Below are 23068 nucleotides of genomic sequence, written 5' to 3'. Positions count from 1 at the left end.
GCTTAGGCCGCCTGGTTCGAACCCGCAGGGGCGGTCCAGCGCAGCACCGGCGAGCGGGCGGCGCGGGTTTCGTCCAGACGACGCAGGGGGGCGTGGAAGGGGGCGCCCTTGAAGCGGTCGACGTCGCCGGCCTTGGCCGCCTGGGCCAGCAGGCGCATGGCCTCGATGAAGCGATCCAGCTCGGCCTTGGACTCGGTCTCGGTCGGCTCGATCAGCATGGCCCCGTGGACGACCAGGGGGAAATACATGGTCATCGGGTGGAAGCCCTCGTCGATCATCGCCTTGGCGAAGTCGAGCGTGGTGACGTCCGTGCCCTTCAGCCATTCGTCGTCGAACAGGGCCTCGTGCATGCAGGGGCCGTCGGGGAAGGCTGCGCTCATCAGGTCCGACAGGCGGGCCTTGATGTAGTTGGCGTTCAGCACCGCATCCTCGGCGACCTGACGCAGGCCGTCGGCGCCGTGGCTCATCATGTAGGACAGGGCGCGCACATACATGCCCATCTGCCCCTGGAAGGCGCACAGGCGGCCGAAGGCCTGGGCTGCCTCGCCTTCTTCCCGTTCGATCAGCGCGTAACCGCTATCGTCATGCACGACCCAGGGGGCGGGGGCGAAGGGCGCCAGGGCCTGTGACAGCACCACCGGACCCGCGCCCGGCCCGCCGCCGCCGTGCGGCGTCGAGAAGGTCTTGTGCAGGTTGATGTGCATGGCGTCCACGCCCAGATCGCCCGGACGAACCCGGCCGACGATGGCGTTGAAGTTGGCGCCGTCGCAGTAGAAATAGGCGCCCGCCTCGTGCGTCAGGCGGCTGATTTCCAGAATGTCGCGCTCGAACAAGCCGCAGGTGTTGGGGTTGGTCACCATGATGGCGGCGACGTCGTCGCCCAGCTTGGACGCCAGGTCGGCCACGTCCACGCGGCCGTCCTCGGTCTGGGCGACCTCGACGACGGTATAGCCGACGAAGGCGGCGGTGGCCGGGTTGGTGCCGTGGGCGCTGGTGGGCACCAGCACCTTGCGGCGCTTCTCATGCTGGCCCGAGGCCTCGTGCGCGGCGCGGATGGCCATCAGGCCGCACAGTTCGCCGTGCGCTCCCGCTTTCGGAGATAGCGCGACGGCGGGCATGCCGGTCAGGGTCTTTAGCCAATGGGCCAGCGTATCCATCAGCTCCAGCGCGCCCTGAACCGTCGACATCGGCTGCAGGGGGTGGATGTCCGAAAAACCGGCCAGACGCGCCATCTTCTCGTTCAGGCGCGGGTTGTGCTTCATCGTGCACGAGCCCAGCGGATAGATGGCCAGGTCGATGGCGTGGTTCTTCTGCGACAGGCGCACATAGTGGCGCATGGCCTCGGGCTCCGACAGGCCGGGCAGGCCGATCGGATCCTTGCGGACCAGGTCGCCCAGGTCCGACGCATCGGTCTTCGGTTCGGGCAGGTCGACCCCGGTCTTGCCCCAGCCTTCGCCTTCGAAGATCAGCGGCTCGTTCTGCAACAGGCCGCGCCCGCCGGTCAGGGTGGCGGGCTTGGTCTGTACCTGGTTCGGGGCGGTCGGGCGGCCGACGGTGTTCATGGTGCTCATGGTCTTGTCTCCGCTCAGGCCGCCAGCACCTTGGCGAGGGCGGTCGCCAGGAGCTTGATGTCGGCGTCAAGGGTGGTTTCGGTCGCAGCGACCAGCAGGACGTCGTCCATGCCGGCGTCGGGGGCCAGGCGGCTGTAGGGCACGCCGGCCAGGACGTGATGGGCGGCCAACTGATCCACGACCTCGGCCGCGTTCTTGGGCAGGCGCACCGCGAACTCGTTGAAGAAGCGGTCGGTCAGGATTTCGACGCCCGGAACGGCGGCCAGGGCGTCGCGCGTGGCGAGGGCCTTCTCGTGGTTCAGCAGGGCCAGTTTGCGCAGGCCCGTCTCGCCCAGCAGGCTCATGTGGATGGTGAAGGCCAGGGTGCAGAGGCCGGAATTGGTGCAGATGTTCGACGTCGCCTTGTCGCGGCGGATGTGCTGTTCCCGCGTGGACAGGGTCAGGACGAAGCCGCGCTCGCCGTCGGCGTCCACGGTCTCGCCGGTCAGGCGGCCGGGCATCTGGCGGATCAGCTTCTCGCGCGTGGCGAACAGGCCGACATAGGGGCCGCCGAAGTTCAGTGCGTTGCCGATCGACTGGCCCTCGGCGGCGACGATGTCCGCGCCCATCTCGCCGGGCGACTTCAGCAGGCCCATAGACACGGCTTCCGTCACCACGACGATCAGCAGGGCGCCGGCTGCATGGGCGGCCTCGGCGATCTTCGTGACATCCGTTGCGGCGCCGAAGACGTTCGGGGTCTGAACCACGACGCAGGCGGTGTCGGGACCGATCTGGTCGATCACGGCGGCCTCGGCGTCGACGGCGGGAGCCAGGACTTGCGTCTCGACGCCGACGGCGTGGACCACGGTCTCGGTCGCCTTGACGTAGTGGGGGTGCACCCCGCCCGAGATCACCGCCTTGTTGCGGCGGGTCACGCGGGTCGCCATCAGCACGCCCTCGGCCATGGCGGTCGAACCGTCATAAAGCGAGGCGTTGGCCACCGGCATGCCGGTCAGGTTCGCGACCTGGGTCTGGAACTCGTACAGATACTGCAGAGTCCCCTGGGCGATTTCCGGCTGGTAGGGGGTGTAGCTGGTCAGGAACTCCGACCGCTGGATGATATGATCCACCGTCGCCGGGACATGGTGCTTGTAGGCCCCTGCGCCGCAGAAGAAGGGGACGGCGCCGGCTGTGGCGTTCTTGGCGGCCATGGCGGACAGGGCGCGCTCGACCTCCAACTCGCCCGCCACCCGCGGCAGGTTCACCGGCCCGTCCAGCCGCGCCGCCTCGGGCACGTCCACGAACAGGTCGTCGATCGATTTGGCGCCGATGGCGGCGAGCATCGCCGTGCGGTCGTCGGGCGTCAGGGGGAGATAACGCATTGCCGGTTTCCTTCACCCGTCATCCTCGGGCCTGACCCGAGGATCGGATGTTGTGCGGCTCGTGCGTCTAAGGCTTCGCACGAGTGGTTGATCCTCCGACCCTCGGGTCAAGCCCGAGGGTGACGGAGTTTGAGATTAGAGGGTGGCGAGGAAGGCGTCGTAGGCGGCCTGGTCCATCAGGGCGTCCAGTTCGGCAGCGTCCGACACCTTGATCTTGGCGAACCAGCCGTCCGCTTCCGGGGCCGAGTTGACGGTTTCCGGAGCGGTCGACAGGGCGTCATTGGCCTCGACCACTTCGCCCGAGACGGGGGCGTAGACGTCGGACGCCGCCTTGACGCTCTCGACCACGGCGAAGCTGGCGCCCTTGGCGACGGTTTTGCCGACTTCCGGCACTTCCACGAACACCACGTCGCCGAGGGCGTCGGCGGCGTGTTTCGAGATGCCCACGGTGGCGATGTCGCCGTCCAGGCTGACCCACTCGTGATCCTTGGTGAATTTCATTTCTCTTCTCCATCTCCCACCCCGTCATCCTCGGGCTTGACCCGAGGATCGGAGGCGGATCGTTCTCTGTGTTGATCCCGACGCAATGCGGCGGATAATCCGGCCCTCGGGTCAAGCCCGAGGGTGACGGGGTGAATGTTACGCCTTCGGCTTCCGGTAATAGCGTTGCGCCACGAAGGGCATGGCGACGACTTCGGCGGCGGCGGGCTTGCCGCGCACGATGACCTTCAACTCCGTGCCCAGCGCGGCATGGGCCGGCGGCACGAAGCCCATGGCGATATTCTTGCCCAGGGTGGGGGAGGGGCCGCCCGAAGTGACCTTGCCGATGACATTGCCGTCTGCGTCGGCGATCTCGGCGCCTTCGCGGGCCGGGGCGCCTTCCTTGACGATCAGGCCGATGCGGACGCGAGACGGGCCATCGGCCAGTTCCTTCAAGATGCGGTCGGCGCCGGTGAAGTCGGCGCGCTCCTTCCTCGACTTGGACAGGGCGAAGGTCAGGGCGCCTTCGACCGGGCTGGTGGTCGGGTCGATGTCGTGGCCGTGCAGCGGCAGGCCGGCCTCCAGGCGCAGGCTGTCGCGGGCGCCAAGGCCGATCGGCTTGACGCGGGCGTCTTCCAGGATGGCGTTCCAGACGCGCTCGGCCTGGTCCGCCGGGACCGAAATTTCATAGCCGTCCTCGCCGGTATAGCCCGAACGCGAGACATAGCAGTCGACGCCGAACAGCATCAGCCGGGCGCATTCCATAAAGCCCATTTCCGCCAGGATCGGTTCGTGGGCGGCCATGACCTCGGCGGCTTCCGGCCCCTGGATGGCGATCAGGGCGCGGTCGTCCAGCACCGTCAGCTTGGCGTCGCCTTCGAGGTTCGCCTGCCAGAAGGCGAAGTCCTCGTCCTTGTTGCCGGCGTTGACGACGACGAACAGGCCGTCGTGATCCGGGCGGCCGGCCATCAGGTCGTCGATGATCCCGCCGTCCTTGTTCAGAAGCAGCGAATACTTCTGCTTGCCCGCCTTCAGGATTTCATAGTCGCCGGGCACGAACCGCTCGAACTGGGCGGTGGCGTCGGCGCCGGTGATCTTGCACTGGCCCATGTGGGACACGTCGAACAGGCCGGCGTGTTCGCGGGTCCAGCGGTGCTCGGCCAGGACGCCCTCATACTGGACCGGCATGTCATAGCCGCCGAAGCCCACCATCCGGGCCCCCAGGGCGCGGTGCGCGGCGTTCAGGGGCGTGGTCTTCAGGGTCTGATCGGTCATGGTTCAGGCTTTCACGGTCGCGTGTTGTGGCGGAGCTCCGCCGTCCTCGCGCCCCCGCTGTCCTGAAGCCTGAGAGATTCCGGCGACCAAATCATGTCGCCTTGCTCCGTCGGCGCGCCCGTGAAGAGCGGCTTTCCAGCGTCCGTATGCTTCGCGGTCCGTTTGCCTGAGCGTTTCCGGGGCGGTTGCGCCTTCGGCGTCGACCCGCCGAGGCGTGCCGATCTCTCCCGCGAGAGCAACCGACCTAAGCCACCGACTCCGGCCGCAAGTCAAGCGCAGGCGTGTTTTGACGCCGCCTTGTCGCACTTCCTGACGTCCGGCGTCGGCTCGCCCTTGCTCTCCCTGCGTCCGCCCGCCAAGAACGGAGCGTCCCTCTCCGCCGCTCCGGACCGATCCCATGACCGCCGACCGCACCCGCCTCGACGCCCACATCGCCGCCCTGGAGGTTCCGGAAGGGCTGAAGACGGTCCTGACGGTCGCCGCCGCCACCTGCGCCGACATCAGCACTCTGGTCGCCGGCGGCGCCCTGGCCGGGGCCTTGGGCGCCTCGGGCCAGATCAATGTTCAGGACGAGGAGCAGAAGAAGCTCGACGTCATGACCAACGACATGCTGACCGACGCCCTCCTGGCCTGTCCCGCCGTCGCCGGCGTCGCCTCGGAGGAGATGGACGAGGTTCAGCCGGCGGCCAATTCCACCGGCCAATATCTGGTCCTGTTCGATCCGCTGGACGGCTCGTCCAACATCGACATCAACGCCATGGTGGGGACCATCGTCTCGGTGCTGAAGTCTGCGACGCCTTCGCCGACCGAGGCCGACTTCATGCAGCCCGGCCGCAATCAGGTCGCCGCCCTCTACGCCCTGTACGGTCCCCAGACCATGCTGGTCCTGACCACGGGCGCCGGGGTCAAGGGCTTCACCCTGTCGAACGACGGCGACTGGATCCTGACCCACGACGACATCGCCATCTCCCTGGACACCAAGGAGTTCGCCATCAACATGTCGAACCTGCGCCACTGGGCCGAGCCGGTGCAGACCTATGTGGGCGATCTGCTGAAGGGCGACGAAGGGCCCCGTGGCAAGAATTTCAACATGCGCTGGGTCGCCGCCATGGTCGCCGACGTCCACCGCATCCTGATGCGCGGCGGCGTCTTCTACTATCCGTGGGACAAGCGAGAGCCGAACAAGCCCGGCAAGCTGCGCCTGATGTACGAAGGCAATCCGATGGCCTTCCTGGTCGAACAGGCCGGGGGCAAGGCGACGACGGACGGGACCCAGCCCATCCTGGACATCCAGCCCGAGCATCTGCACCAGCGCATCCCCGTCGCCTTGGGCTCGGCCAACGAGATCGACGCCTACGCGAGCGCATGATGAAGATAGGTCCGACTGACGCCCTTCTGGTCATCGACCCGCAGAACGACTTCTGCGAGGGCGGTTCTCTGGCGGTCGCGGGCGGGGCGGGGATCATGCCGCTGATCAACCGGCTGGCCGAACGGTTCGACCGGGTGGTCCTGACCCAGGACTGGCACACGCCGGACCAGATTTCGTTCGCCTCCAACCACCCCGGCGCGGCCCCCTTCACCGAGATCGAGGTCGGCTACGGCAGCCAGATGCTGTGGCCCGACCACTGTATCCAGGGCTCGCCCGGCGCCGACTTCCACCCCGACGCGGCGCCCACGGTGCAAAAGGCCCTGGCCGTGATCCGCAAGGGCTATAACCCCGCAGTGGATTCCTATTCCGGCTTCTTCGAGAACGACCATCGCACCTCCACCGGCCTGGCCGGCCTGCTGCGCGACCTGGGCGTGACCCGCGTCTTCCTGGCCGGCCTGGCCTTCGACTACTGCGTCCGCTTCACCGCCGAGGATGCGGTGCGCGAGGGTTTCCAGGCCGTGGTCGTCACAGGCGCCAGCCGCGCGATCGCGCCACAGACCGAGGCGGCGGCGCGGGACAGCTTCCGGGCGCTGGGGGTTTCGGAGATGGGGGCTACAGCCCTACTCGGCTGACCCCGATACTGTCGTCATCCTCCGGCAAGCCGCGTCTTCGCGGCGCAGACCGGGGGACCCAGCGGCGCCGTCAGGCGAAATCTCAACACCGCAAGATGTTGGAGGACCGAGTCCGCGACAGGTTCGCACTCACGCGCGCCGCTGGGTCCCCCGGTCTCGCTAAGCTCGCCGGAGGATGACGAAAGGGAGAAGGATTCACCCCCTCTTCGCGTAGGCCTCCACCTCCGCCAGATACGCCGCCTTCTCCGCCTCGCCCAGGAACGACCCCTCGAAACTGTTCTTCGCCATCTGTGTCACCTGTTCGCGGGTCAGGCCCACCGCGGCCGCCAACCGGCTGTAGTTGTCGTTCACATAGCCCCCGAAATAGGACGGGTCGTCCGAGTTCAGGGTGACGTGCAGGCCCCGGCGCAGCATCTCCGGCACGGGGTGGTTCTTCAGATCGTCGACCACGCAGAGCTTCAGATTCGACAGGGGGCAGACGGTCAGGGTCATCTGCTCTCGGGCCAGCCGCTCCACCAGAACCTCGTCCTCCATCGAGCGATTGCCGTGGTCCATCCGGTCGATGTGCAGCAGATCCAGGGCCTCGTGGACATAGGCCGGCGGGCCTTCCTCGCCCGCGTGGGCGCACAGTTTCAGACCCAGGTCGCGCGCGGCGGCGAAGACGCGCTGGAACTTGGACGGCGGATGTCCGACCTCCGACGAATCCAGCCCCACCCCGATGAAATGGTGCAGATAGGGTTTGGCGGCCTCCAGGGTCGCGAACGCCTCCTCCTCGGTCAGATGACGCAGGAAGCTGAGGATCAGACCCGAACTCACGCCCAGTTCCGCCTTGGCCCGGTCCATTCCCGCGATCAGCCCCTCCACCACCACGCCGAAGGGCACGCCCCGGTCGGTATGGGTCTGGGGATCGAAGAAGATCTCGGCGTGGCGCACGTTGTCGGCGGCCGCCCGCTGGAAATAGGCGAAGGCCAGATCTTCGAAATCCTGGCGCGTCAGAAGGACCGCCGCCCCGGCGTAATAGATGTCCAGGAAGTCCTGCAGGTTCGAGAAATCATAGGCCGCCCGCACCGCCTCGACGCTGTCATAGGGAATGGACACGCCATTGCGCTGCGCCAGTTCGAACATCAGCTCCGGCTCCAGCGAGCCCTCGATGTGCAGGTGCAACTCCGCCTTGGGCAGGCCGGCGATATAGGCGTCTAACGACATGGGGCATCCTTCGAAGAGAAGGCGTCAATTCGACACCACCAGCCGCAGATGTCCAGCCTTGGTCTTCCCCGCGTCGTTCGTCGGCGGCGGATCGGGGGGCGGGGGCAGGCTGGGGCGGGCGCTCCAGGCCTCGGGCCGTTCGACCCAGCCCCTGGCCGTCTTCAGCCGGTCGGGCAGCATGGACCCGGCCAGCAGATTGGGCCCGATCCCGACCAGTTCGTCGGTCCAGGCGGCGATCTGGCGATTGTGCGCCCGGCCGGGCGGGGCGACGCTGACGATCCGCTTTTCCGGATAGGCCTCGCGCACGTACCGCACGGTGGCGGCGTGGTCCCCGTCGGTGGTCAGCAGATAGACGGAATCGACCCGGTTCGCCGCCACATCGTCCGCCACCGCCAGGGCCAGGTTGACGTCGCTCTGCTTCTCCGTGGACGCGCTCCAGACATTGCCGCAGGCGCGGCAGTGTTCGCCATGGACGATGAAATGGCCCATCAGGCAACGAACCTTGCGCGCCCTCAGCGCCGCCTCATAGCGGAACAGGGCCTCCATCCGCGAGCGGGATTGGGGCTTGTGGGCGCTGACCCAGACCACGCCGGCCAGCCGCTCCGTCGGATCGATCAGGCCCCGCCCCAAGGCCTGCAAGTCCAGCCACAGCCATTCGCGCCGCTTCTGGTTCAGCAGGGCGTGGAAAAGGTTGTAGCCGTCCACATAGAGGATCGCCCGGCGCTTCAGGAACGGCGGCGTCAGATCGCGGGGGCCGAACGGCCGCAGGGCGCCGTCCGCCACGCGGATGCGTCCCCGATGCTGACCCCAGCGACGCCCCTTAGACTGCTGACCGCCGGTCCCCATCCGTCGACCGCTCCCTGAACCCGGCGAAGGTTAATCAGAGCTGAAGAGCAGAGTCCGCGTCTTTCAGGTCACAGAACGGCGGTCACATCCGTTCGGGCGTCTCGATCCCCAGCAGGTTCAACGCCGTTTCCAACTGCAGCAGCGCCGCCGCCGACAGGGCCAGGCGCGAGGCCCGCGTCGCCTCGTCCGGCGCCACCAGCACCGGGCAGGCGGCGTAGAATTTCGAGAACGATTGCGCCACCCGATAGGCGTGTTCCGCCACCAGATGCGGCATCCGCTTGTCATAGGCGTCCGACACGGCGGTCGAGAAGGCGTCCAGCGTCAGGGCCAGATCCCGTTCCGCCTGTTCGGCGATGACGATGGCGCCGGGCGCGGCGCCCTGTTCGGCGGCCTTTCTCAGCAGGGATTTGATCCGCACCGCCTGGTACAGCAGATAGGGGCCGGTCTTACCCTCGAAGCTCATGAACCGGTCCAGATCGAAGACGTAGCTGGTGGTCCGCGCGTTCGACAGGTCGGCGAACTTCAGGGCGGCGATGGCCACCTTGTGGGCTATGGCCTCGAACTCTTCCGGCGACAGGTCGTCGCCCAGCTTGGCCTCATGCAGCCGCTCGCGCGCCTTGTCCGTCGCCTGGTCGATCAGGTCGCGCAGCTTCAGCACCCCGCCCGCGCGGGTCTTGAACGGCTTGCCGTCGGCGCCGTTCATGGTGCCGAAGCCCAGATGCTCCAGCGACCCTTCCGCAGCGTAGCCGACCAGATAGGCGGCGCGGAACACCTGTTCGAAATGCTCGGCCTGGCGTTCGTCGACGACGTACAGGGCCAGGTCCGGCGCCAGGGCCTTCTTGCGGTCCAGGATCGTGGCCAGGTCGGTCGTGCCGTACATGGCCGAGCCTTCCGAGCTGATCACCAGCAGGGGCGGGGGCGAGGGCGCCTCGATCACCGAGCCGTCGGCCAGCTTCTTCTTGCGGGTCTCGCCCGGCTTGGCGACATGCACCACCTGGGCGCCGTCGTCCTCGACCAGCAGGCCCGTCGCCTTCAGATGGGCGATCATCTCGTCCATCAGGGGATCGGCGTCGCTCTCGCCGTTCCACAGGTCGAAATCGACCGACAGGTCGCCGTATTCGCGCTTCAGCGCCTCGCGGCTGACCGCCACGAAATGCGACCACAGGGCGCGATAGCCGGGGCGGCCGTTCTGCAGCTCCGCCGTCGCCTTGCGGGCCCGGTCGCGGAACGCCGGGTCTTCCTTGGCCTTGCCGGCGGCCTGCGGATACAGCCGGTCCAGATCGGCCAGGGTCACCGGGCTTTCGGCGGGGAAGGGGCCGTCGCCGTCGGCCATGAAGGCGTCGGCCAGACCCTCGTCGCCGCACGCCGTGATCAGCAGCCCCATCTGGAAGCCCCAGTCGCCGAAATGGGCGTCGCCGGTGACATGGTCGCCGCGGAAGCGGAACAGCCGCTTCAGGCTCTCGCCGATGATGGCGCTGCGCAGATGGCCGACGTGCATCGGCTTGGCCACGTTCGGACCGCCGTAGTCGATCACCACCTTGCGCGGATCGGCCACGACGGCTGCGCCCGCGTGCTCGGCGTCGGCCGCCACCTCTGCGGCGCGTTCGGCCAGGGTCGCGTCGGCGATCTTCAGATTGATGAAGCCCGGCCCCGCCACCTCGACCGAGACGAAGCGGGCGTCGGCGGTCAGCCGCTCGGCGATCTTGCCGGCCAGTTCGCGCGGATTGGCCTTCAACGCCTTGGCGGCGGCCAGGGCGCCGTTCGACTGGAAGTCGGCCAGGTCGGGGCGGTCCGACGGGGTGACGCGCGCCAGGGCCGCATCCACGCCTTCGGCGGCGAAGGCGGCGGCGACCGCTTCGCTGAGGACGGTCTTCAGATCAGACATTACTGGCTCGGCGCAGAGGCTTGGGCGGCTCCGGCGTTGACGCGGAAGCGGCTGCCGGACCGGTTGAACTCGGCCATTTCGGGCGTGACGTCGAAACCGATCAGAACTTCGAAATTGCCACCGCTGGTGGTGGCCTCGGCGCGGGGAATGATGATGGTCCGCTGTTCGTTGACCGAGGCGGTGCGCTGGCCGTCGAACTTCACCGGCAGGTCGAAATATTCCTTGGCCAGGACGGCGCTGTTCCGTTCGGTCACCGCGACCCAGTAACGATAGGTCTTCTGATCCTCGGTCGCCTGGGCGCCGCGGCCCAGCTGGAACAGGATGTCCATGTCCAGTCGGATCGGATCGGCTTCGCGATATTCGCAATCGGCCGAGACGCCTTCGATCTCGCCGGTGTAGCCGACGTTGGCGATGGCGGCGCGACCGCCTTCCAGCTCCACATAGCGGGCGGCGTCGTACAGCACCTTGACGAAGGGGCAGGGGCCGGCGTTGGCGCGGCGGCGCAGGGGCGCGATCCGGGGCGCGCGGGTGGACGGCGCATTCTCCGACCCGTCCGCCTGCTGTCCGCTGGAACCGCGTTGACGCTGACGTTGCTGCGCCTCGGCGGCGACAGGCAGGACGGAGGCCGCGATGGAAACGGCGGCCAGGGCGGTGAGCAGGCGACGCATCAAATGATTTCCGACAGCGAAAGGACCAACGCCGCAGCCGGCGTCCGACAAGGGTTCGACCGGTTTACAGACCCGGCAGTTTGAAACCGCCGCTGCGACGCGGGGTGATGGTGATGGCCTCACGACCGCCCGTCAGGGCCTGAAGCCGGGCGGCCTCGGTCGAGGCGTCGATCGTCTGCTGGCCCTCGGCGGTCTGGCGGGTGGTGGCCGCCTGGGTCGAGGCGTCGTCCTTGCGCCAGAACATCACGCGGTTGGCGAAGCTTTCGTCCTTGTGGGCGATGTCGCCGAACTCGTCGTCGACGACGTAGCGGGCCAGGGGGTCGGCCTGATCGGCGCCGGCCTGGGCCACCAGGACCTGTTCGCCGGGGGTGCGGGTGACGGCCTGACGCTGACCCAGCAGAATCTGACGGGCGGCGCTTTCGGGCGCCAGCTCCTGCGGGCGGGGCTGGCCGGGCGCAGGGGGACGCAGGCCGTATTCCGGCGGCACGCTGAGCGGCGCGGTGGAGACGGTCACGAACTCGTCCGGCACGACCTTGGTCAGGCCGATGCCTTGCTTGAGGCTGCCGCAGGCCGAGACGGCGAGGGCGGCTGAGGCGGCGAGGGTCAGGGCGGCGACGCTGCGGATACGCATGGGTTCAGGCTCGATCGGCTGATGCACGGAGCGCCTCTGCGGGCGCTGTTGGCATAGTGAAGACGGGGTGATTACGACTTTTCGGGGGCCGCGCCAACCTTGCAGCCGTTTTCAGGCCTTGGAGGCCCGGTCGGACAGGAAGCTGTCGATGATTAGAAGGACGACCCCGATGGTGATGGCGCTGTCGGCGACGTTGAACACCCAGGGAAAGACGCCTGTGCCCGAAACGTCGATGAAGTCGACCACATAGCCGAACCGCACCCGGTCGATCACATTGCCCAGGGCGCCGCCGATCACCAGGCCGATGGCGGTGATCAGCAGACGACGATCGGCCCGCGTCGCCCACCAGGCCAGGGCGCCCGAGACCAGGACGGAGAAGATGGTCAGACCCCAGCGCGCTTCGCCCCCGCCGAACAGGCCGAAGCTGACGCCGGTGTTCTGGACGAAGGTGAATCGCAGGATCGGCGGGAACACCTCGGCGAAGACGTAGCCGACGGGGATTTGCTCGATCGAGGCCACGTCCGGAAGGCTCAGTATCCAGGCCTTGGTCAGCTGGTCCAGGACGATGATCAGAAGGGCGAAGCCATAGGCGGCGAAGGCGATGCGGGGGATCTTCATGCGGCGGCGGTTAGCAGGAAGCGGCTCAGGCGCGAAGCGGAAAAGCGGGACCGGACGTCAGAAGAGGTCGCCCTGGTCCGGCGCGGGGCGCTTGGGCCGAGACGTCGGTCGTGGAGTCGACTGGGGCTTTGACTGGGGCGTCGCAGAGGGCGGCGTAGGCGGCGGGTTCTGCGCCGCGCCGTCGATGACGGCCTCGCGCGCGCCGTCGCCGAACACCAGTCGGACAGTCTGGCCCGATTCCAGCCCCGCCGCTGCGGTGATCCAGCCGCCGTCGGCGCGCTCGACCCGGGCGAAGCCGGGTTTGGGGCGGCTGGGATCAAGCGTCGCCAGGGCGCGGGACAGGGCGTTCAGCCGGGCTCGGTCGCCGTCCAGTCGACGGGGGATGACGCCGTCCAGGCGCGCGGAGACCGCGTCCAGCCTGGCCTGGCGCTGGTCCAGGCGGCGGTGCAGCGGTTCGGGCGACAGGCGGCCGCCGATCTGCAACAGCCGTCGCTCGCCGCGCGCGACACCCGCCTGAAGCGCCGCCCCCAGCCGGTCCCCCGCGCCGCGCAGTCGATCCTGACCCCGCTCGATCCGGGTCCGCAGCAGCCCGGGGCTCAACTTTCCGCCGGTCACGGCCAGATGGCGTTCGTGAAGGGCGATGTTGCGTTGCAGGCCCGAACCCAGACGGCTGGACACATGGTCCAGCCTCTGTTGCGCCAGGGCCGTCAGGTCCTCCGGCCGAGCGGGCAGTCCGCGCGCCACGGCGCGCAGCCGGGTCCGCCGATCCTCGATCAGCCGCCCGCCCGCCAGCACCAGCCGTCGATCCAGGTCGGCGACGGCGTATCTCAGGTCGGCCAGCACAGGCGTGGCCATCTCGGCCGCCCCCGTGGGCGTCGGCGCGCGCCGATCCGAGACGAAGTCGATCAGGGTGGTGTCCGTCTCGTGTCCCACGGCCGAGATGATCGGAATCCGCGCCGCCGCCACCGTGCGGGCCAGCCCCTCGTCGTTGAAGCACCACAGGTCCTCAACCGACCCCCCGCCGCGCGCCACGATCAGCAGATCCGGCCGGGGGATGGGTCCGTCGGGCGTCATCGCATCAAAGCCGCGAATGGCGTTCGACACCTGGCCGCACGCCGCCTCGCCCTGGACCACCACGGGCCAGACGATCACCCGGCACGGCCAGCGTTCGGCGATTCGGTGCAGGACGTCGCGGATCACCGCCCCGGTCGGGCTGGTGATCACGCCGATTGCGCGCGGGAACTGGGGCAGGGGCTTCTTGCGCCCCGGCTCGAACAGGCCCTCATCGCGCAGGCGAACCTTCAGCCGCTCCAACTGGGCCAAGAGGGCGCCGGCCCCCGCCGCCTCCATGCTCTCGATCACGATCTGGTACGAGGACCGCGCCGGATAGGAGGTGATCTTGCCGGTGACGATGACCTCCAGCCCCGCCTCGGGCTGGACGCCCAGGCCGCGCACCGACCCCTTCCAAATCACGCCGTCGATGGCCGACTTGTCGTCCTTCAGCGTCAGATAGACATGGCCCGAGGCGTGGCGATTGACCTTGGACACCTCGCCCCTCAGCCGGACGTGGCCGAATCGCTCCTCCAGCGTCCGCTTCAGGGCAAAGGACAGTTCCGAGATCGACAGGGGCGGATTGTTGTCGCGCGGGGCGGCGGCCTCGGCTGGGCCTTCGAACACATAGGAGTCGTCGCTCATGACGCCACTCTAGCCCGAGGCGGATCGTTTTCGCACCCGTTTCCAAGGAAGAGGCGATATCGCGGACGCCCGCCGCTTGACCGCCTCGCGCGGTGCGGTCATTGCCGACCTTATGAACATTCTCCTCGTCGGATCGGGCGGGCGTGAACACGCCCTGGCCTGGAAGATCGCCCAGTCGCCGTTGGTCACCCGCCTTGTCGCCGCGCCCGGCAATCCCGGGATCGAGGCCGTGTGCGAGCTTCGTCCAGTCAAGGCTGACGACGCCGAGGGCCTGGCGGCCCTGGCGCGCGAGATCAAGGCGGACCTGGTGGTGGTCGGGCCGGAGGTCGCCCTGGCGGCCGGTCTGGCGGACCGGCTGGCCGCCGCCGGCATCCCCTGTTTCGGCCCCACCGCCAAGGCCGCGCAGCTGGAGACGTCCAAGGCCTTTTCCAAGGCCTTCCTGGAGCGTCATTCCATCCCCACCGCCGGCTACGGCGTCTATGAGACGGTTCAGGAGGCCAAGGCCGCGCTCGACGCCTTCCAGCCGCCCTATGTCATCAAGGCCGACGGCCTGGCCGCCGGCAAGGGCGTGGCCATCAGCCCGGATCGCGCCGACGCCGAGGCCGAGGTCGAGCGCATGCTGGGCGGCCGCTTCGGCGCCGCCGGCGCCCGCGTGGTGATCGAAGAGTTCATGGACGGCGAGGAAGGCTCCCTTTTCGCCCTGTGCGACGGCAAACAGGCTGTCCTGTTCGGCGGCGCCCAGGACCACAAACGCGCCTTCGACGGCGACACCGGACCCAACACCGGCGGCATGGGCGCCTATTCACCGGCCCCTGTCTTCACCGCCGACCTGGTCCAGCAGGCTGACGAACGCATCGTTCAGCCCACGATCCGCAAGATGGCCGTCGAGGGCGCCCCCTATCGCGGCGTCCTCTACGCCGGGCTGATGGCCACGACCGACGGACCCAAGGTGGTCGAGTTCAACGCCCGCTTCGGCGACCCGGAATGCCAGGTGCTGATGATGCGCATGGCCGGCGACATCGTTCCCTATCTGCTGGCTTGCGCGCGTGGCGACGTCTCCGGCCTGCCGGCGCCGGCGTTCAAGCCTCAGACGGTCATCTGCGTCGTCATGGCGGCCAAGGGCTATCCCGACAGTCCGCTGGAAGGCTCGATCATCCGCGGCGCCGATCAGGACTTCGGTCCCCATGTCCAGGTCTTCCACGCCGGCACCAAGCGTCGCGACGACGGCCAGCTGTGCGCCGCCGGCGGCCGCGTCCTGAACGTCTGCGCCGAAGGCGACGACATCGCCCAGGCCCGCGAGCGCGCCTACGACGCCATCAAGAAGATCGACTGGCCCGGCGGCTTCAACCGCGCCGACATCGGCTGGCGGGCCCTGGGCCGGGGCTGACCGTATCGGCGGGGTGTGGTAGGCTCGCGCCATGGCTGATCCCGCGTACCACGAAGATGACGACGAGCCGGGCGTCTTCGACATCGCCGACGACGCGGCGGACGAGGCGGCGACCCTGCGTGGCCTCGCCGACGCCGAGGCCGGGCGGGTCGTGAGCCATGAAGCCGTAAAGCGGTGGCTTCTGTCTTGGGGAACGGACAATCCGCTCCCGCCGCCGAAATGCGGCGAGTAGTCTGGACCGAGCAAGCTCGGGAAGACCTGATCGCCATCCAATCCTATGTGCAAGGTTTCAGCCCGCCAGCGGCGATTCGCCTGGCGGTTCGCCTGATCGATCTGGCCGAAAGTCTGAGCGCCTTTCCGGATCGCGGCAGGCAAATACGCCATGGGCTTCGCGAGGCGGTCTCGATCCGCCCCTATGTGATCCGCTACGCCATCCTGCCCAGCGAGATTCGCATAATCACCATCCGCCACTCGGCCCGACGCCCCGAGCGATAGGCCTTACGCCCAGGCGAACAGCAGCCGGCCTTCGCCCATCCGCTCGCGCAGTTCCGGCAAGTCGGTATGGGCCACCGAGAAACAGCCGTAGCTGCGGCCCAGCTTGCCCTCCCGCGCCAGGAAGTCCGGGTCGGCGTAGTCGGCGCCGTGAACGATGATGGCGCGCTCGCGGGCCTTGTCATTGGTGTATTCCAGCCCGTCCAGCAGGACGTTCGGCCCCTGCTGCTTGCCCCAGCTGGCGCCGGCCGTGGCGTAGGCGCCGATCGAGGACATGTTGGAATCGGGCGTGTTGGAAAAGCGGCGCGCATAGCCGGAATGGTCGGGGTCGGAGCCCCGGCCGTGGCAGGTCCGCAGCACCTTGACCTCGCCTGCGATCAGATCGACCTCGTACAGCCGCTCGTCGCCCGAGAACTTCTTGAAATCGACCAGATACATCCGGTCACGCAGGGGGAGTTTGCGGTGGTGGATGTCCAGGGCCGCCATGGCCCGGTCCATCAGATCTTTCGGAACGGCGCCGCGAGGATCCAGCGGCGGCGGGGTCACGCTGACGGTCTGAACCGGGGGAACGACCACCGGGGCCGCGACGGGCTGGAGCGCCGCCGTCGTCACGGGGGCCGTGGCGCTGGCGCTGGCGCACCCCGCCAGCATGGCCGAGCCGCCCAGAATGAGTCCTCGTCTCGAAAGCCGCATGCGACGCCCTCGTTGCGGTTTGTCTTCGGAGGTGTTTGTTTCAAACCGTTACGACCGAGGCAACCTGAGCCTTGTGGGGCGATTTTGCGGCGAGGCGTCGCGGGAGGGCGATCAATGAAGCGTTTGATCCTGGCTTTGTCGGTGCTGCTGGCGTCCGCTTCGGCGGCGGCGGCTCAGCAAACCCCCGCAGGGGTTGGACTTTCCGGACCCCCTGTGGTCACCTTCGTCGAGGCGGGGCGGCTGCTGGCGGATCCGTCGAACGGCGTTGTGCAGCGCAGTAAAACTCTCGTGATCAGCGGGAACCAAGTCGTCGATATTCGCGACGGCTTCGTCGGCGATCCGGCGCAGGGCCGGGTCATCGACCTGCGGGACTCCTTCGTTTTGCCGGGGCTGATCGACAGCCACGTCCACCTGACCGGCCAGCAAAACCCCAATTCGCGGCTGGAGGAGGTGACCCAGTCTGAGGCCGCCCAGGCCATGGTCGGCGCCCGCTATGCGCGCCGCACCCTGATGGCGGGCTTCACCACCGTCGCCGATCTCGGGGCCGACAACGAAGCGATCTTCGCCCTGCGCGAGGCGGTGAAGGCGGGCGACGTGCCGGGGCCGCGCATCATTGCAGCGGGCTCGGCCGTGTCGGTTCACGGCGGCCATGGCGACGCCAACGGCTTCCGCGCCGACGTCCTGCACCTGCTGTCGCCGGAAAGCGTCTGTTCGGGACCGGAAGACTGTATGCGCGCGGTCCGCACCCAGATCCGCGCCGGCGCCGACATCATCAAGATCACGGCCACCGGCGGGGTCCTGTCCAACACCGCCGCCGGTCTGAACCAGCAGTTCAGCGATCCCGAACTGACCGCCATCGTCGAAAGCGCCCACCGGATGGGCCGTCAGGTCACGGCCCACGCTCACGGCGTCGACGGCATCAACGCCTTCCTGCGCGCCGGCGGCGATTCCATCGAACACGGCACCTATCTGGACGACCAGTCGATCCGCCTGTTCAAGCAGAACGGCGCCTGGCTCGTGCCGACCCTGCTGGCGGGGGATTTCGTCGCGCGCGTCGCCTCCGGGCCCGACAATTTCTTCACTCCCGCCCAGACCGCCAAGGCGCTGGAGGCGGGGCCGAAGATGCTGGAGATGGCGCGCCGCGCCCACCAAGGCGGCGTCAAAATCGCCTTCGGCACCGACAGCGGCGTGTCCGCCCACGGCGACAACGCCAAGGAGTTCGCCCTCTTGGTCCGCGCCGGCCTGACTCCGCTGGAGGCCGTCCAGGCCGCCACGGTCGGCGCCGCCGAACATCTGCGCATCTCCAGCGAGGCCGGGCGGATCGCGCCGGGCATGCCGGCCGACATCGTCGCCGTCTCCGGCGATCCCCTGAGCGACGTCACCGAGCTGGAGCGGATGAGGTTCGTGATGAAGGGCGGCGTGGTCTACCGCGCCGACTGAACAGCCTGGGTCAGGAAGGCGGCGAAGCCGGCCTCATCCTCAAACCGAGCGACGACCGGCCAGGCGGCGACGCGTGCGCGTTGATCGGGCGTCAGCCGCACCCAGTCCTTTTCGGTGGTGACCAGGCCGGCGCCGTAAACCGCCGCCCGTTCCGTCAGAAACACCATGTCCTTGTCGCTATAGGCCGCATGGTCAGGGAAGGGGACGAAGTCGGCGAGGTCGCACCCCGCCGCCTTCAGCGATCGTTCGACCTTCCACGGCTTGGCGATGCCGGCGAAGCCCACCTGTGGGCCGGCCGGCGGCGGGCCTTGGGGCGTCAGCCGCGCCACGAACACCGGCAGACTGTCGAACAGCGCCAGCAGTTCGGGATCGGCGGTCTCCAGATCGGTCGGCAGCATCACCACAACGGCGTCGGCGCGCGCCAGCCCCGCTTTCAACGGCTCGCGCATCGGGCCGGACGGAAAGACCGAGCCGTCCCCGAACGGCCATTCATCGCCGCGGGTCTCTCCATCCGCGACGATCAGGCTGACGGTCTTCTTCAAGGCGGGGTTCTGGTGTCCGTCGTCCAGCACCAGGGCGTCGGCCCCGTCGGCGACGGCCGCCTCGGCGCCGGCGACCCGATCGCGGGAAATCCAGACCGGCGCGTCCTGGGCCAGCATCAGGGGTTCGTCGCCGACGTCCTCGGCCGTGTGGGTCGCGGGATCGACGCGGACCGGCCCGTCCAGCCGCCCGCCATAGCCGCGCGACAGACCCTGCGCCTGCACGCCCGCCGCGCGCAGCAGCCGCAGCGTCTCGCGCGCAACCGGCGTCTTGCCTGAGCCGCCGACCGTCAGGTTGCCGACCGAGATCACCGCACAGCCTGGGGCGTGGGGAACCGTCCGCGCGATGCGCCGCGCCGTGACCCCAGCCCAGATCCAGCTCAGCGGCTTCAACAGGGTGCGCGTCATGCGGGCGTGATCGCGGTCGCGCACATACCACCAGCGGGGCGTGTTCAGCTTCATCGCCGGGGTCTCTTCTGCGGCGTGAGCGGAGAGAGCCAGGACCATAGCCGCTCCAGATCCCCGCCCGCCTCGGCCGCCGCGCGGCGGGCGCGCTCGCCCATGGCCTTGGCCGCCGCCGGATCGGCCAACAGGGGGCCGATCGCCTGGGGCAGGTCCCAGGGCGCCTGGACCGGGATCAGCCCGCCCGATTGGGCCAATGCCGCCGTCACGCTGGCCCAGTTGGAGGCGTCCGGTCCCGTCACGACGGGCCGGCCCAGTCGCGCGGGCTCCAGCGGATTGTGACCGCCGACCGCGGGCAGGCCCAGGGCGGGGGCGAAGGAGCCGCCCATCACCACCACATCGGCCAGACGCAGGAACAGACCCATCTCGTTCAAGGTGTCGGCCAGATAGACGTCCGTGTCGCGCCCGATGGTCTCGCCCCGCGAGCGCATGGCGAAGGCTGCGCCGTCCCGGTGCAGGGCCTCCGCGATCAAGGGACCGCGCTCGGGGTGGCGCGGCAGCAGGATCAGGCAGACGCGCTCGCTCAGCTTGTCCAGGGCGCGGACGATGGCGATCTCTTCGCCCTCATGGGTGCTGGCGGCGACGATGACGGGCCGGTCGCCGATGGCGGCGCTCAGACGGCTGAAGGCGGCCGTATCATGGGGCAGGGGCTCGCCCGCCAGCTTCAGATTGACCAGGCCGTCGATACAGGCGCCCATCCGCTCCAGCCGCTCGGCGGAGGCGGCGTCCTGGGGCAGGACAAGGTCGAAGGCGCGCGTCACCGCCTGAGCCGAGGCCGGAAACCGGCGCCAGCCCTCGACCGTCTTGTCGGTGATGCGGGCGCTGACCAGGGCCAGCTTCACCCCGCGCCGGTGGGCCTCCAGCAGCAGATTGGGCCATAGTTCGCTCTCGACGAAGACCGCAAGCGCAGGCCGCCAGTGATCCAGGAAACGGCCGACCGCGCCCGGTCCGTCCACCGGCGCATATTGGTGGATCACCCCCTTCGGCAGCCGGTCCTCAAGAATCCGGGCGGACGTCACCGTGCCCGACGTCACCAGAACCGTCAGGTCCGGTCGCGCCTTGGCGAAACGTTCGACCAGGGGCAGCAGGGACAGGGTCTCGCCCACGCTGACGCCGTGCAGCCAGACCAGGTCGCCCTCAGGCCGTTCGACACGGGTGAAGCCCATCCGTTCATCGACACGGGCGGGGTCTTCCTTGCCCCTGGCGGCGCGGGCGTCCAGCAGGCGCGGCGCCAGGGGCTCCAGGGCGCGGGTCAGCAGCCGATAGGCCAGCAGGGGCAGGGGCGTCACGGCTTCAAACCCGTGATCGCATCCGCCCGCGCCTCGACCGCATTCAGCCGCGCCGTCCAGTCGCGCGTCACCTGGGCCATGTCGGCTCCCTCGGGATAGTCGGCCCGATCCCAGACAATGGCGCCCTTGCCGAACGGCAGGGGCAGGACCGCTCGATCCCAGCTGTTCAGCCGGATCGCCGGATTGCAGGACAGGCCGATGAACAGGACAGGGGCGCCGGACAGTTTCGCCATCAGCGGCAGGCCCTCGGCCATGATGTTGACCGGGCCGCGCGGGCCGTCCGGGGTGATGGCCAGGGCGCCGACCTTGAGCTGCTTCAGCCCGTCGCGCAGGGCCTGGGAGCCGCCCTTGGCCTTCTGCGCCTTGTCCTTATTGGCCGATGAGCCGCGCACGGCGGGAAAGCCCTGGCGCGCCACCGCCTTGGCGATGAACTCCCCGTCGGCCGACAGAGAGATCAGGGCCTTGGCCGGCTGGGCTCGGTCCAGCGGCCAGCAGGCGGGCGACAGGCCAATGCGCGAATGCCAGAAGACGCACAGAACCCCGCCGCCCTGCGCCCAGACAGCCTCGGCCGCCTGCTGGTTCTCATGGGTCCAGCGGATGGTGGCGAAACAGACCTGCATCCATTTGGCCAGGGTCCAGGCCAGGGCGGACTGGATGATCGGATTGCGCAGCGGCCTCACGCGACGGCCTCGACCGCCGGGGTTCCGTCCAGCGACTGTTGCCGGGCCAGGCGGGCGTAGAGTCCGCCACGGGCCACCAGGGCGTCATGCGTCCCTTCCTCGACCACCCGCCCGGCCTCGATCACATAGATGCGGTCGGCGTTCCTGACGGTGGACAGACGGTGGGCGATCATCAGGGTGGCGCGCCCCTCCATCAACCGCTCCAGCGCCGCCTGGACCAGGGCCTCGCTCTCGGTGTCCAGGGCGCTGGTCGCCTCGTCCAGCAGCAGGATCGGCGCGTCCTTCAGGAAGGCGCGGGCGATGGCGATCCGCTGGCGCTGCCCCCCCGAAAGGCGCAGGCCCGCCTCGCCCGCACGGGTGGCGTAACCGTCCGGCAGGCTCGTGATGAAGTCATGGGCGGCGGCGGATCGCGCGGCGTCCTCGATCTGGGCTTGCGTCGCGCCCGGCCGGCCATAGGCGATGTTGGCGGCGATGGTGTCGTCGAACAGGAAGGGCTCCTGGGTCACCAGGGCGATGTGGTCGCGCAGATCGCTGATCCGCACCTGACGGATATCCATCCCGTTCAGCCGCACCGCCCCGGCCGTGACGTCATAGAAGCGCGGCAACAGGCTGAGGATGGTGCTCTTGCCGCCGCCGGAGGGGCCGACCAGGGCGACCGTCTCGCCCGGCGCGACCCGCAGGGAGACGGCGTCCAGGGTCGGGGCGTCCGTCCCCGCATAGGCGAAGGACACCTGATCCAGCGCCACCTCGACCGGGCCGGACGGTAGGGTCTCGGCGTCGGCCGCCTCACGGATTTCCGGCTCGATGTCCAGGGCGGCGAACAGGCGACGCGCGGCGGTGAAGCCTTCGCTCATCACCGTGGCCAGGTTCGTGACCTGGCGCAGCGACTGGCCGGCCGCCAGCAACAGGCCGATGAAGGCGGCGAACCCGCCCACCGTCATCTCGCCCGACTGGGCCCGCCATCCGGCATAGGCCATGACGGCGGCGACGACGACATAGGCGACCAGATCGCTGGACGGGCCGGCGAAGGCGCGGGCGTTGGCGCCCTTGATGACGTGGCGCTGGCGACGGGCCACCACCTCGGCCACGCGATCCTGCTCGGCCGCCTCGCGGTTCTCGATCTTGATCAGGCGAACCCCGTCCAGATTCTCCATCAGGGCGGTGGACAGGTTCTCGGTCTCGGCCATGGCGCCGACGGCGGCCTTGCGCGTCCTTCGCCCGAACCGGCGCAGCACCAGGGCCACCAGGGGCACGCCCAGCAGGACCACCATGGTCAGCTGCCAATCAATGATCCCCATATAGATCAGCACCGCGATCAGGGTCAGCAGGTTCTGGGTGTAGTTGACCACGCCCGAGGTGAAGGCCTCGCGCACCAGATTGGCGTCGAACAGGACCGAGGAGACGAAGCCGCCCGAATGCTGGCTGCGCAGTCGGGCCAGATCGGCGCGGATCATGGCGCCGAACAGGCGGATCTGGATGTCGCCGACGATCGTATGGCCCAGTCGATTGACCAGGGCGGCCTGCCCCAGGGCCGCCAGGGTCCGCACCACCGCCACCGTCAGAATGGCGGCGGGGATGACGATCAGGGCCTCGTCCGCCGGGAAGCGGAAACGGCCGAACAGGACGATCGGCTGGTCGCCGCCGAGGAACAGGCCGTTCACCGCCGGCTCCAGCAGCTTCAGCAGGGCCGCCGTCAGCAGACCTGTCGTGGCGGCGCACAGGATCGACAGGATCAAAGATCCCTTGCGGCTGCTCAGATAGTCACGCCAGATCCGCGCCAGCAGGGCGCGCAGGGGCATGGAGGGGGCGGGCTCGCTCATCGGCCTTCGGTCGTCCGAGCCGCCCCTCA

General features: G+C 68.9%; 22 protein-coding genes and 1 riboswitch. Of the genes, 6 read left to right on the top strand and 16 right to left on the bottom strand.

Going from position 1 to position 23068, the window contains the following annotated elements:
* Positions 1–2 precede the first annotated feature (2 nt).
* The 4 genes from gcvPB to gcvT all read right to left on the bottom strand — a co-directional run bounded on the left by gcvPB (position 3) and on the right by gcvT (position 4687).
* Entirely contained in the window at positions 3–1571 is a 1569-nt protein-coding gene (gene gcvPB, locus BSP_RS13940; protein WP_152950723.1) for an aminomethyl-transferring glycine dehydrogenase subunit GcvPB, read from the bottom strand.
* A 14-nt stretch (positions 1572–1585) separates the two neighbouring features.
* Positions 1586–2932: an aminomethyl-transferring glycine dehydrogenase subunit GcvPA gene (gene gcvPA / locus BSP_RS13935; protein ID WP_152950722.1), complete on the bottom strand. Its 1347-nt coding sequence runs from the start codon at positions 2930–2932 to the stop codon at positions 1586–1588.
* A 135-nt stretch (positions 2933–3067) separates the two neighbouring features.
* Complete coding sequence (gene gcvH / locus BSP_RS13930; RefSeq protein WP_152950721.1) at positions 3068–3433, bottom strand: glycine cleavage system protein GcvH; 366 nt, start codon at positions 3431–3433, stop codon at positions 3068–3070.
* Positions 3434–3571: 138 nt separating this feature from the next.
* Positions 3572–4687, bottom strand: coding sequence for a glycine cleavage system aminomethyltransferase GcvT (gene gcvT / locus BSP_RS13925; RefSeq protein WP_152950720.1), 1116 nt, complete (start codon positions 4685–4687; stop codon positions 3572–3574).
* Positions 4688–4831: 144 nt separating this feature from the next.
* Positions 4832–4927, bottom strand: a riboswitch (glycine riboswitch).
* 157 nt (positions 4928–5084) lie between these two features.
* Here gcvT and BSP_RS13920 point away from each other — a divergent pair.
* Entirely contained in the window at positions 5085–6056 is a 972-nt protein-coding gene (locus BSP_RS13920; protein ID WP_152950719.1) for a class 1 fructose-bisphosphatase, read from the top strand.
* Entirely contained in the window at positions 6053–6688 is a 636-nt protein-coding gene (locus tag BSP_RS13915; RefSeq protein WP_227975972.1) for a nicotinamidase, read from the top strand. Before BSP_RS13920 ends, BSP_RS13915 begins: the two co-directional genes overlap by 4 nt.
* 195 nt (positions 6689–6883) lie before the next feature.
* On the opposite strand, the gene BSP_RS13910 is transcribed toward BSP_RS13915, so the two are convergent.
* The 7 genes from BSP_RS13910 to xseA all read right to left on the bottom strand — a co-directional run bounded on the left by BSP_RS13910 (position 6884) and on the right by xseA (position 14237).
* On the bottom strand, positions 6884–7894 hold the full coding sequence (locus tag BSP_RS13910; protein ID WP_152950718.1) for an adenosine deaminase: 1011 nt from the start codon (positions 7892–7894) through the stop codon (positions 6884–6886).
* A 24-nt stretch (positions 7895–7918) separates the two neighbouring features.
* Positions 7919–8677 carry an NYN domain-containing protein gene (locus BSP_RS13905; RefSeq protein ID WP_152950717.1) on the bottom strand — a complete coding sequence of 253 codons (759 nt, stop codon included), beginning with the start codon at positions 8675–8677 and terminating at the stop codon, positions 7919–7921.
* 145 nt (positions 8678–8822) lie between these two features.
* On the bottom strand, positions 8823–10625 hold the full coding sequence (gene argS / locus BSP_RS13900) for an arginine--tRNA ligase (protein WP_152950716.1): 1803 nt from the start codon (positions 10623–10625) through the stop codon (positions 8823–8825).
* Entirely contained in the window at positions 10625–11293 is a 669-nt protein-coding gene (locus BSP_RS13895; protein ID WP_152950715.1) for a Tat pathway signal sequence domain protein, read from the bottom strand. The genes argS and BSP_RS13895 overlap by 1 nt, the downstream gene beginning before the upstream one ends.
* A gap of 64 nt (positions 11294–11357) precedes the next feature.
* Positions 11358–11924 (bottom strand): DUF3035 domain-containing protein, encoded by a 567-nt coding sequence (locus BSP_RS13890; protein ID WP_152950714.1) that lies wholly within the window; start codon positions 11922–11924, stop codon positions 11358–11360.
* Positions 11925–12035: 111 nt separating this feature from the next.
* Positions 12036–12542, bottom strand: a complete 507-nt coding sequence (gene lspA, locus BSP_RS13885; protein ID WP_152950713.1) for a signal peptidase II — start codon at positions 12540–12542, stop codon at positions 12036–12038.
* A 57-nt stretch (positions 12543–12599) separates the two neighbouring features.
* Positions 12600–14237 carry an exodeoxyribonuclease VII large subunit gene (gene xseA / locus BSP_RS13880; protein WP_152950712.1) on the bottom strand — a complete coding sequence of 546 codons (1638 nt, stop codon included), beginning with the start codon at positions 14235–14237 and terminating at the stop codon, positions 12600–12602.
* A 112-nt stretch (positions 14238–14349) separates the two neighbouring features.
* Here xseA and purD point away from each other — a divergent pair, with 112 nt between their 5' ends.
* The 3 genes from purD to BSP_RS13865 are packed head-to-tail and all read left to right on the top strand — an operon-like array spanning position 14350 to position 16119.
* A complete protein-coding gene (gene purD, locus BSP_RS13875; RefSeq protein WP_152950711.1) occupies positions 14350–15624 on the top strand; it encodes a phosphoribosylamine--glycine ligase in 1275 nt (424 codons plus the stop codon).
* Positions 15625–15655: 31 nt separating this feature from the next.
* On the top strand, positions 15656–15856 hold the full coding sequence (locus BSP_RS13870) for a hypothetical protein (RefSeq protein WP_007442400.1): 201 nt from the start codon (positions 15656–15658) through the stop codon (positions 15854–15856).
* On the top strand, positions 15844–16119 hold the full coding sequence (locus tag BSP_RS13865; protein WP_152950710.1) for a type II toxin-antitoxin system RelE/ParE family toxin: 276 nt from the start codon (positions 15844–15846) through the stop codon (positions 16117–16119). Before BSP_RS13870 ends, BSP_RS13865 begins: the two co-directional genes overlap by 13 nt.
* A gap of 3 nt (positions 16120–16122) precedes the next feature.
* Here the strand turns inward: BSP_RS13865 and BSP_RS13860 are convergent, their stop codons facing one another.
* Positions 16123–16809: a murein L,D-transpeptidase catalytic domain family protein gene (locus tag BSP_RS13860; protein WP_054766250.1), complete on the bottom strand. Its 687-nt coding sequence runs from the start codon at positions 16807–16809 to the stop codon at positions 16123–16125.
* Positions 16810–16923: 114 nt separating this feature from the next.
* Here BSP_RS13860 and BSP_RS13855 point away from each other — a divergent pair, with 114 nt between their 5' ends.
* A complete protein-coding gene (locus tag BSP_RS13855; RefSeq protein ID WP_054766249.1) occupies positions 16924–18249 on the top strand; it encodes an amidohydrolase family protein in 1326 nt (441 codons plus the stop codon).
* On the opposite strand, the gene lpxK is transcribed toward BSP_RS13855, so the two are convergent.
* The 4 genes from lpxK to BSP_RS13835 are packed head-to-tail and all read right to left on the bottom strand — an operon-like array spanning position 18234 to position 23039.
* Positions 18234–19250: a tetraacyldisaccharide 4'-kinase gene (gene lpxK / locus BSP_RS13850; protein ID WP_054766248.1), complete on the bottom strand. Its 1017-nt coding sequence runs from the start codon at positions 19248–19250 to the stop codon at positions 18234–18236. The genes BSP_RS13855 and lpxK overlap by 16 nt on opposite strands.
* Positions 19247–20539: a 3-deoxy-D-manno-octulosonic acid transferase gene (locus BSP_RS13845; protein ID WP_152950709.1), complete on the bottom strand. Its 1293-nt coding sequence runs from the start codon at positions 20537–20539 to the stop codon at positions 19247–19249. The genes lpxK and BSP_RS13845 overlap by 4 nt, the downstream gene beginning before the upstream one ends.
* A complete protein-coding gene (locus tag BSP_RS13840) occupies positions 20536–21219 on the bottom strand; it encodes a lysophospholipid acyltransferase family protein (protein ID WP_152950708.1) in 684 nt (227 codons plus the stop codon). The genes BSP_RS13845 and BSP_RS13840 overlap by 4 nt, the downstream gene beginning before the upstream one ends.
* Positions 21216–23039, bottom strand: a complete 1824-nt coding sequence (locus BSP_RS13835) for an ABC transporter ATP-binding protein (RefSeq protein WP_152950707.1) — start codon at positions 23037–23039, stop codon at positions 21216–21218. The genes BSP_RS13840 and BSP_RS13835 overlap by 4 nt, the downstream gene beginning before the upstream one ends.
* Positions 23040–23068: the final 29 nt, after the last annotated feature.

It is taken from the genome of Brevundimonas sp. Bb-A (assembly GCF_009394735.1).
GTDB lineage: Bacteria > Pseudomonadota > Alphaproteobacteria > Caulobacterales > Caulobacteraceae > Brevundimonas > Brevundimonas aurantiaca.
The sequence above is the reverse complement of the archived record's forward strand: the minus strand, read 5'-3'. Positions and strand labels throughout refer to the sequence as shown.

Bases quoted from the DNA above. Each gene is read 5' to 3' on its own strand.
- gcvPB (WP_152950723.1), bottom strand. From the start codon at position 1,571: ATGAGCACCATGAACACCGTCGGCCGCCCGACCGCCCCGAACCAGGTA.
- gcvPA (WP_152950722.1), bottom strand. From the start codon at position 2,932: ATGCGTTATCTCCCCCTGACGCCCGACGACCGCACGGCGATGCTCGCC.
- gcvH (WP_152950721.1), bottom strand. From the start codon at position 3,433: ATGAAATTCACCAAGGATCACGAGTGGGTCAGCCTGGACGGCGACATC.
- gcvT (WP_152950720.1), bottom strand. From the start codon at position 4,687: ATGACCGATCAGACCCTGAAGACCACGCCCCTGAACGCCGCGCACCGC.
- BSP_RS13920 (WP_152950719.1), top strand. From the start codon at position 5,085: ATGACCGCCGACCGCACCCGCCTCGACGCCCACATCGCCGCCCTGGAG.
- BSP_RS13915 (WP_227975972.1), top strand. From the start codon at position 6,053: ATGATGAAGATAGGTCCGACTGACGCCCTTCTGGTCATCGACCCGCAG.
- BSP_RS13910 (WP_152950718.1), bottom strand. From the start codon at position 7,894: ATGTCGTTAGACGCCTATATCGCCGGCCTGCCCAAGGCGGAGTTGCAC.
- argS (WP_152950716.1), bottom strand. From the start codon at position 10,625: ATGTCTGATCTGAAGACCGTCCTCAGCGAAGCGGTCGCCGCCGCCTTC.
- BSP_RS13895 (WP_152950715.1), bottom strand. From the start codon at position 11,293: ATGCGTCGCCTGCTCACCGCCCTGGCCGCCGTTTCCATCGCGGCCTCC.
- BSP_RS13890 (WP_152950714.1), bottom strand. From the start codon at position 11,924: ATGCGTATCCGCAGCGTCGCCGCCCTGACCCTCGCCGCCTCAGCCGCC.
- lspA (WP_152950713.1), bottom strand. From the start codon at position 12,542: ATGAAGATCCCCCGCATCGCCTTCGCCGCCTATGGCTTCGCCCTTCTG.
- xseA (WP_152950712.1), bottom strand. From the start codon at position 14,237: ATGAGCGACGACTCCTATGTGTTCGAAGGCCCAGCCGAGGCCGCCGCC.
- purD (WP_152950711.1), top strand. From the start codon at position 14,350: ATGAACATTCTCCTCGTCGGATCGGGCGGGCGTGAACACGCCCTGGCC.
- BSP_RS13870 (WP_007442400.1), top strand. From the start codon at position 15,656: ATGGCTGATCCCGCGTACCACGAAGATGACGACGAGCCGGGCGTCTTC.
- BSP_RS13865 (WP_152950710.1), top strand. From the start codon at position 15,844: ATGCGGCGAGTAGTCTGGACCGAGCAAGCTCGGGAAGACCTGATCGCC.
- BSP_RS13860 (WP_054766250.1), bottom strand. From the start codon at position 16,809: ATGCGGCTTTCGAGACGAGGACTCATTCTGGGCGGCTCGGCCATGCTG.
- BSP_RS13855 (WP_054766249.1), top strand. From the start codon at position 16,924: ATGAAGCGTTTGATCCTGGCTTTGTCGGTGCTGCTGGCGTCCGCTTCG.
- lpxK (WP_054766248.1), bottom strand. From the start codon at position 19,250: ATGAAGCTGAACACGCCCCGCTGGTGGTATGTGCGCGACCGCGATCAC.
- BSP_RS13835 (WP_152950707.1), bottom strand. From the start codon at position 23,039: ATGAGCGAGCCCGCCCCCTCCATGCCCCTGCGCGCCCTGCTGGCGCGG.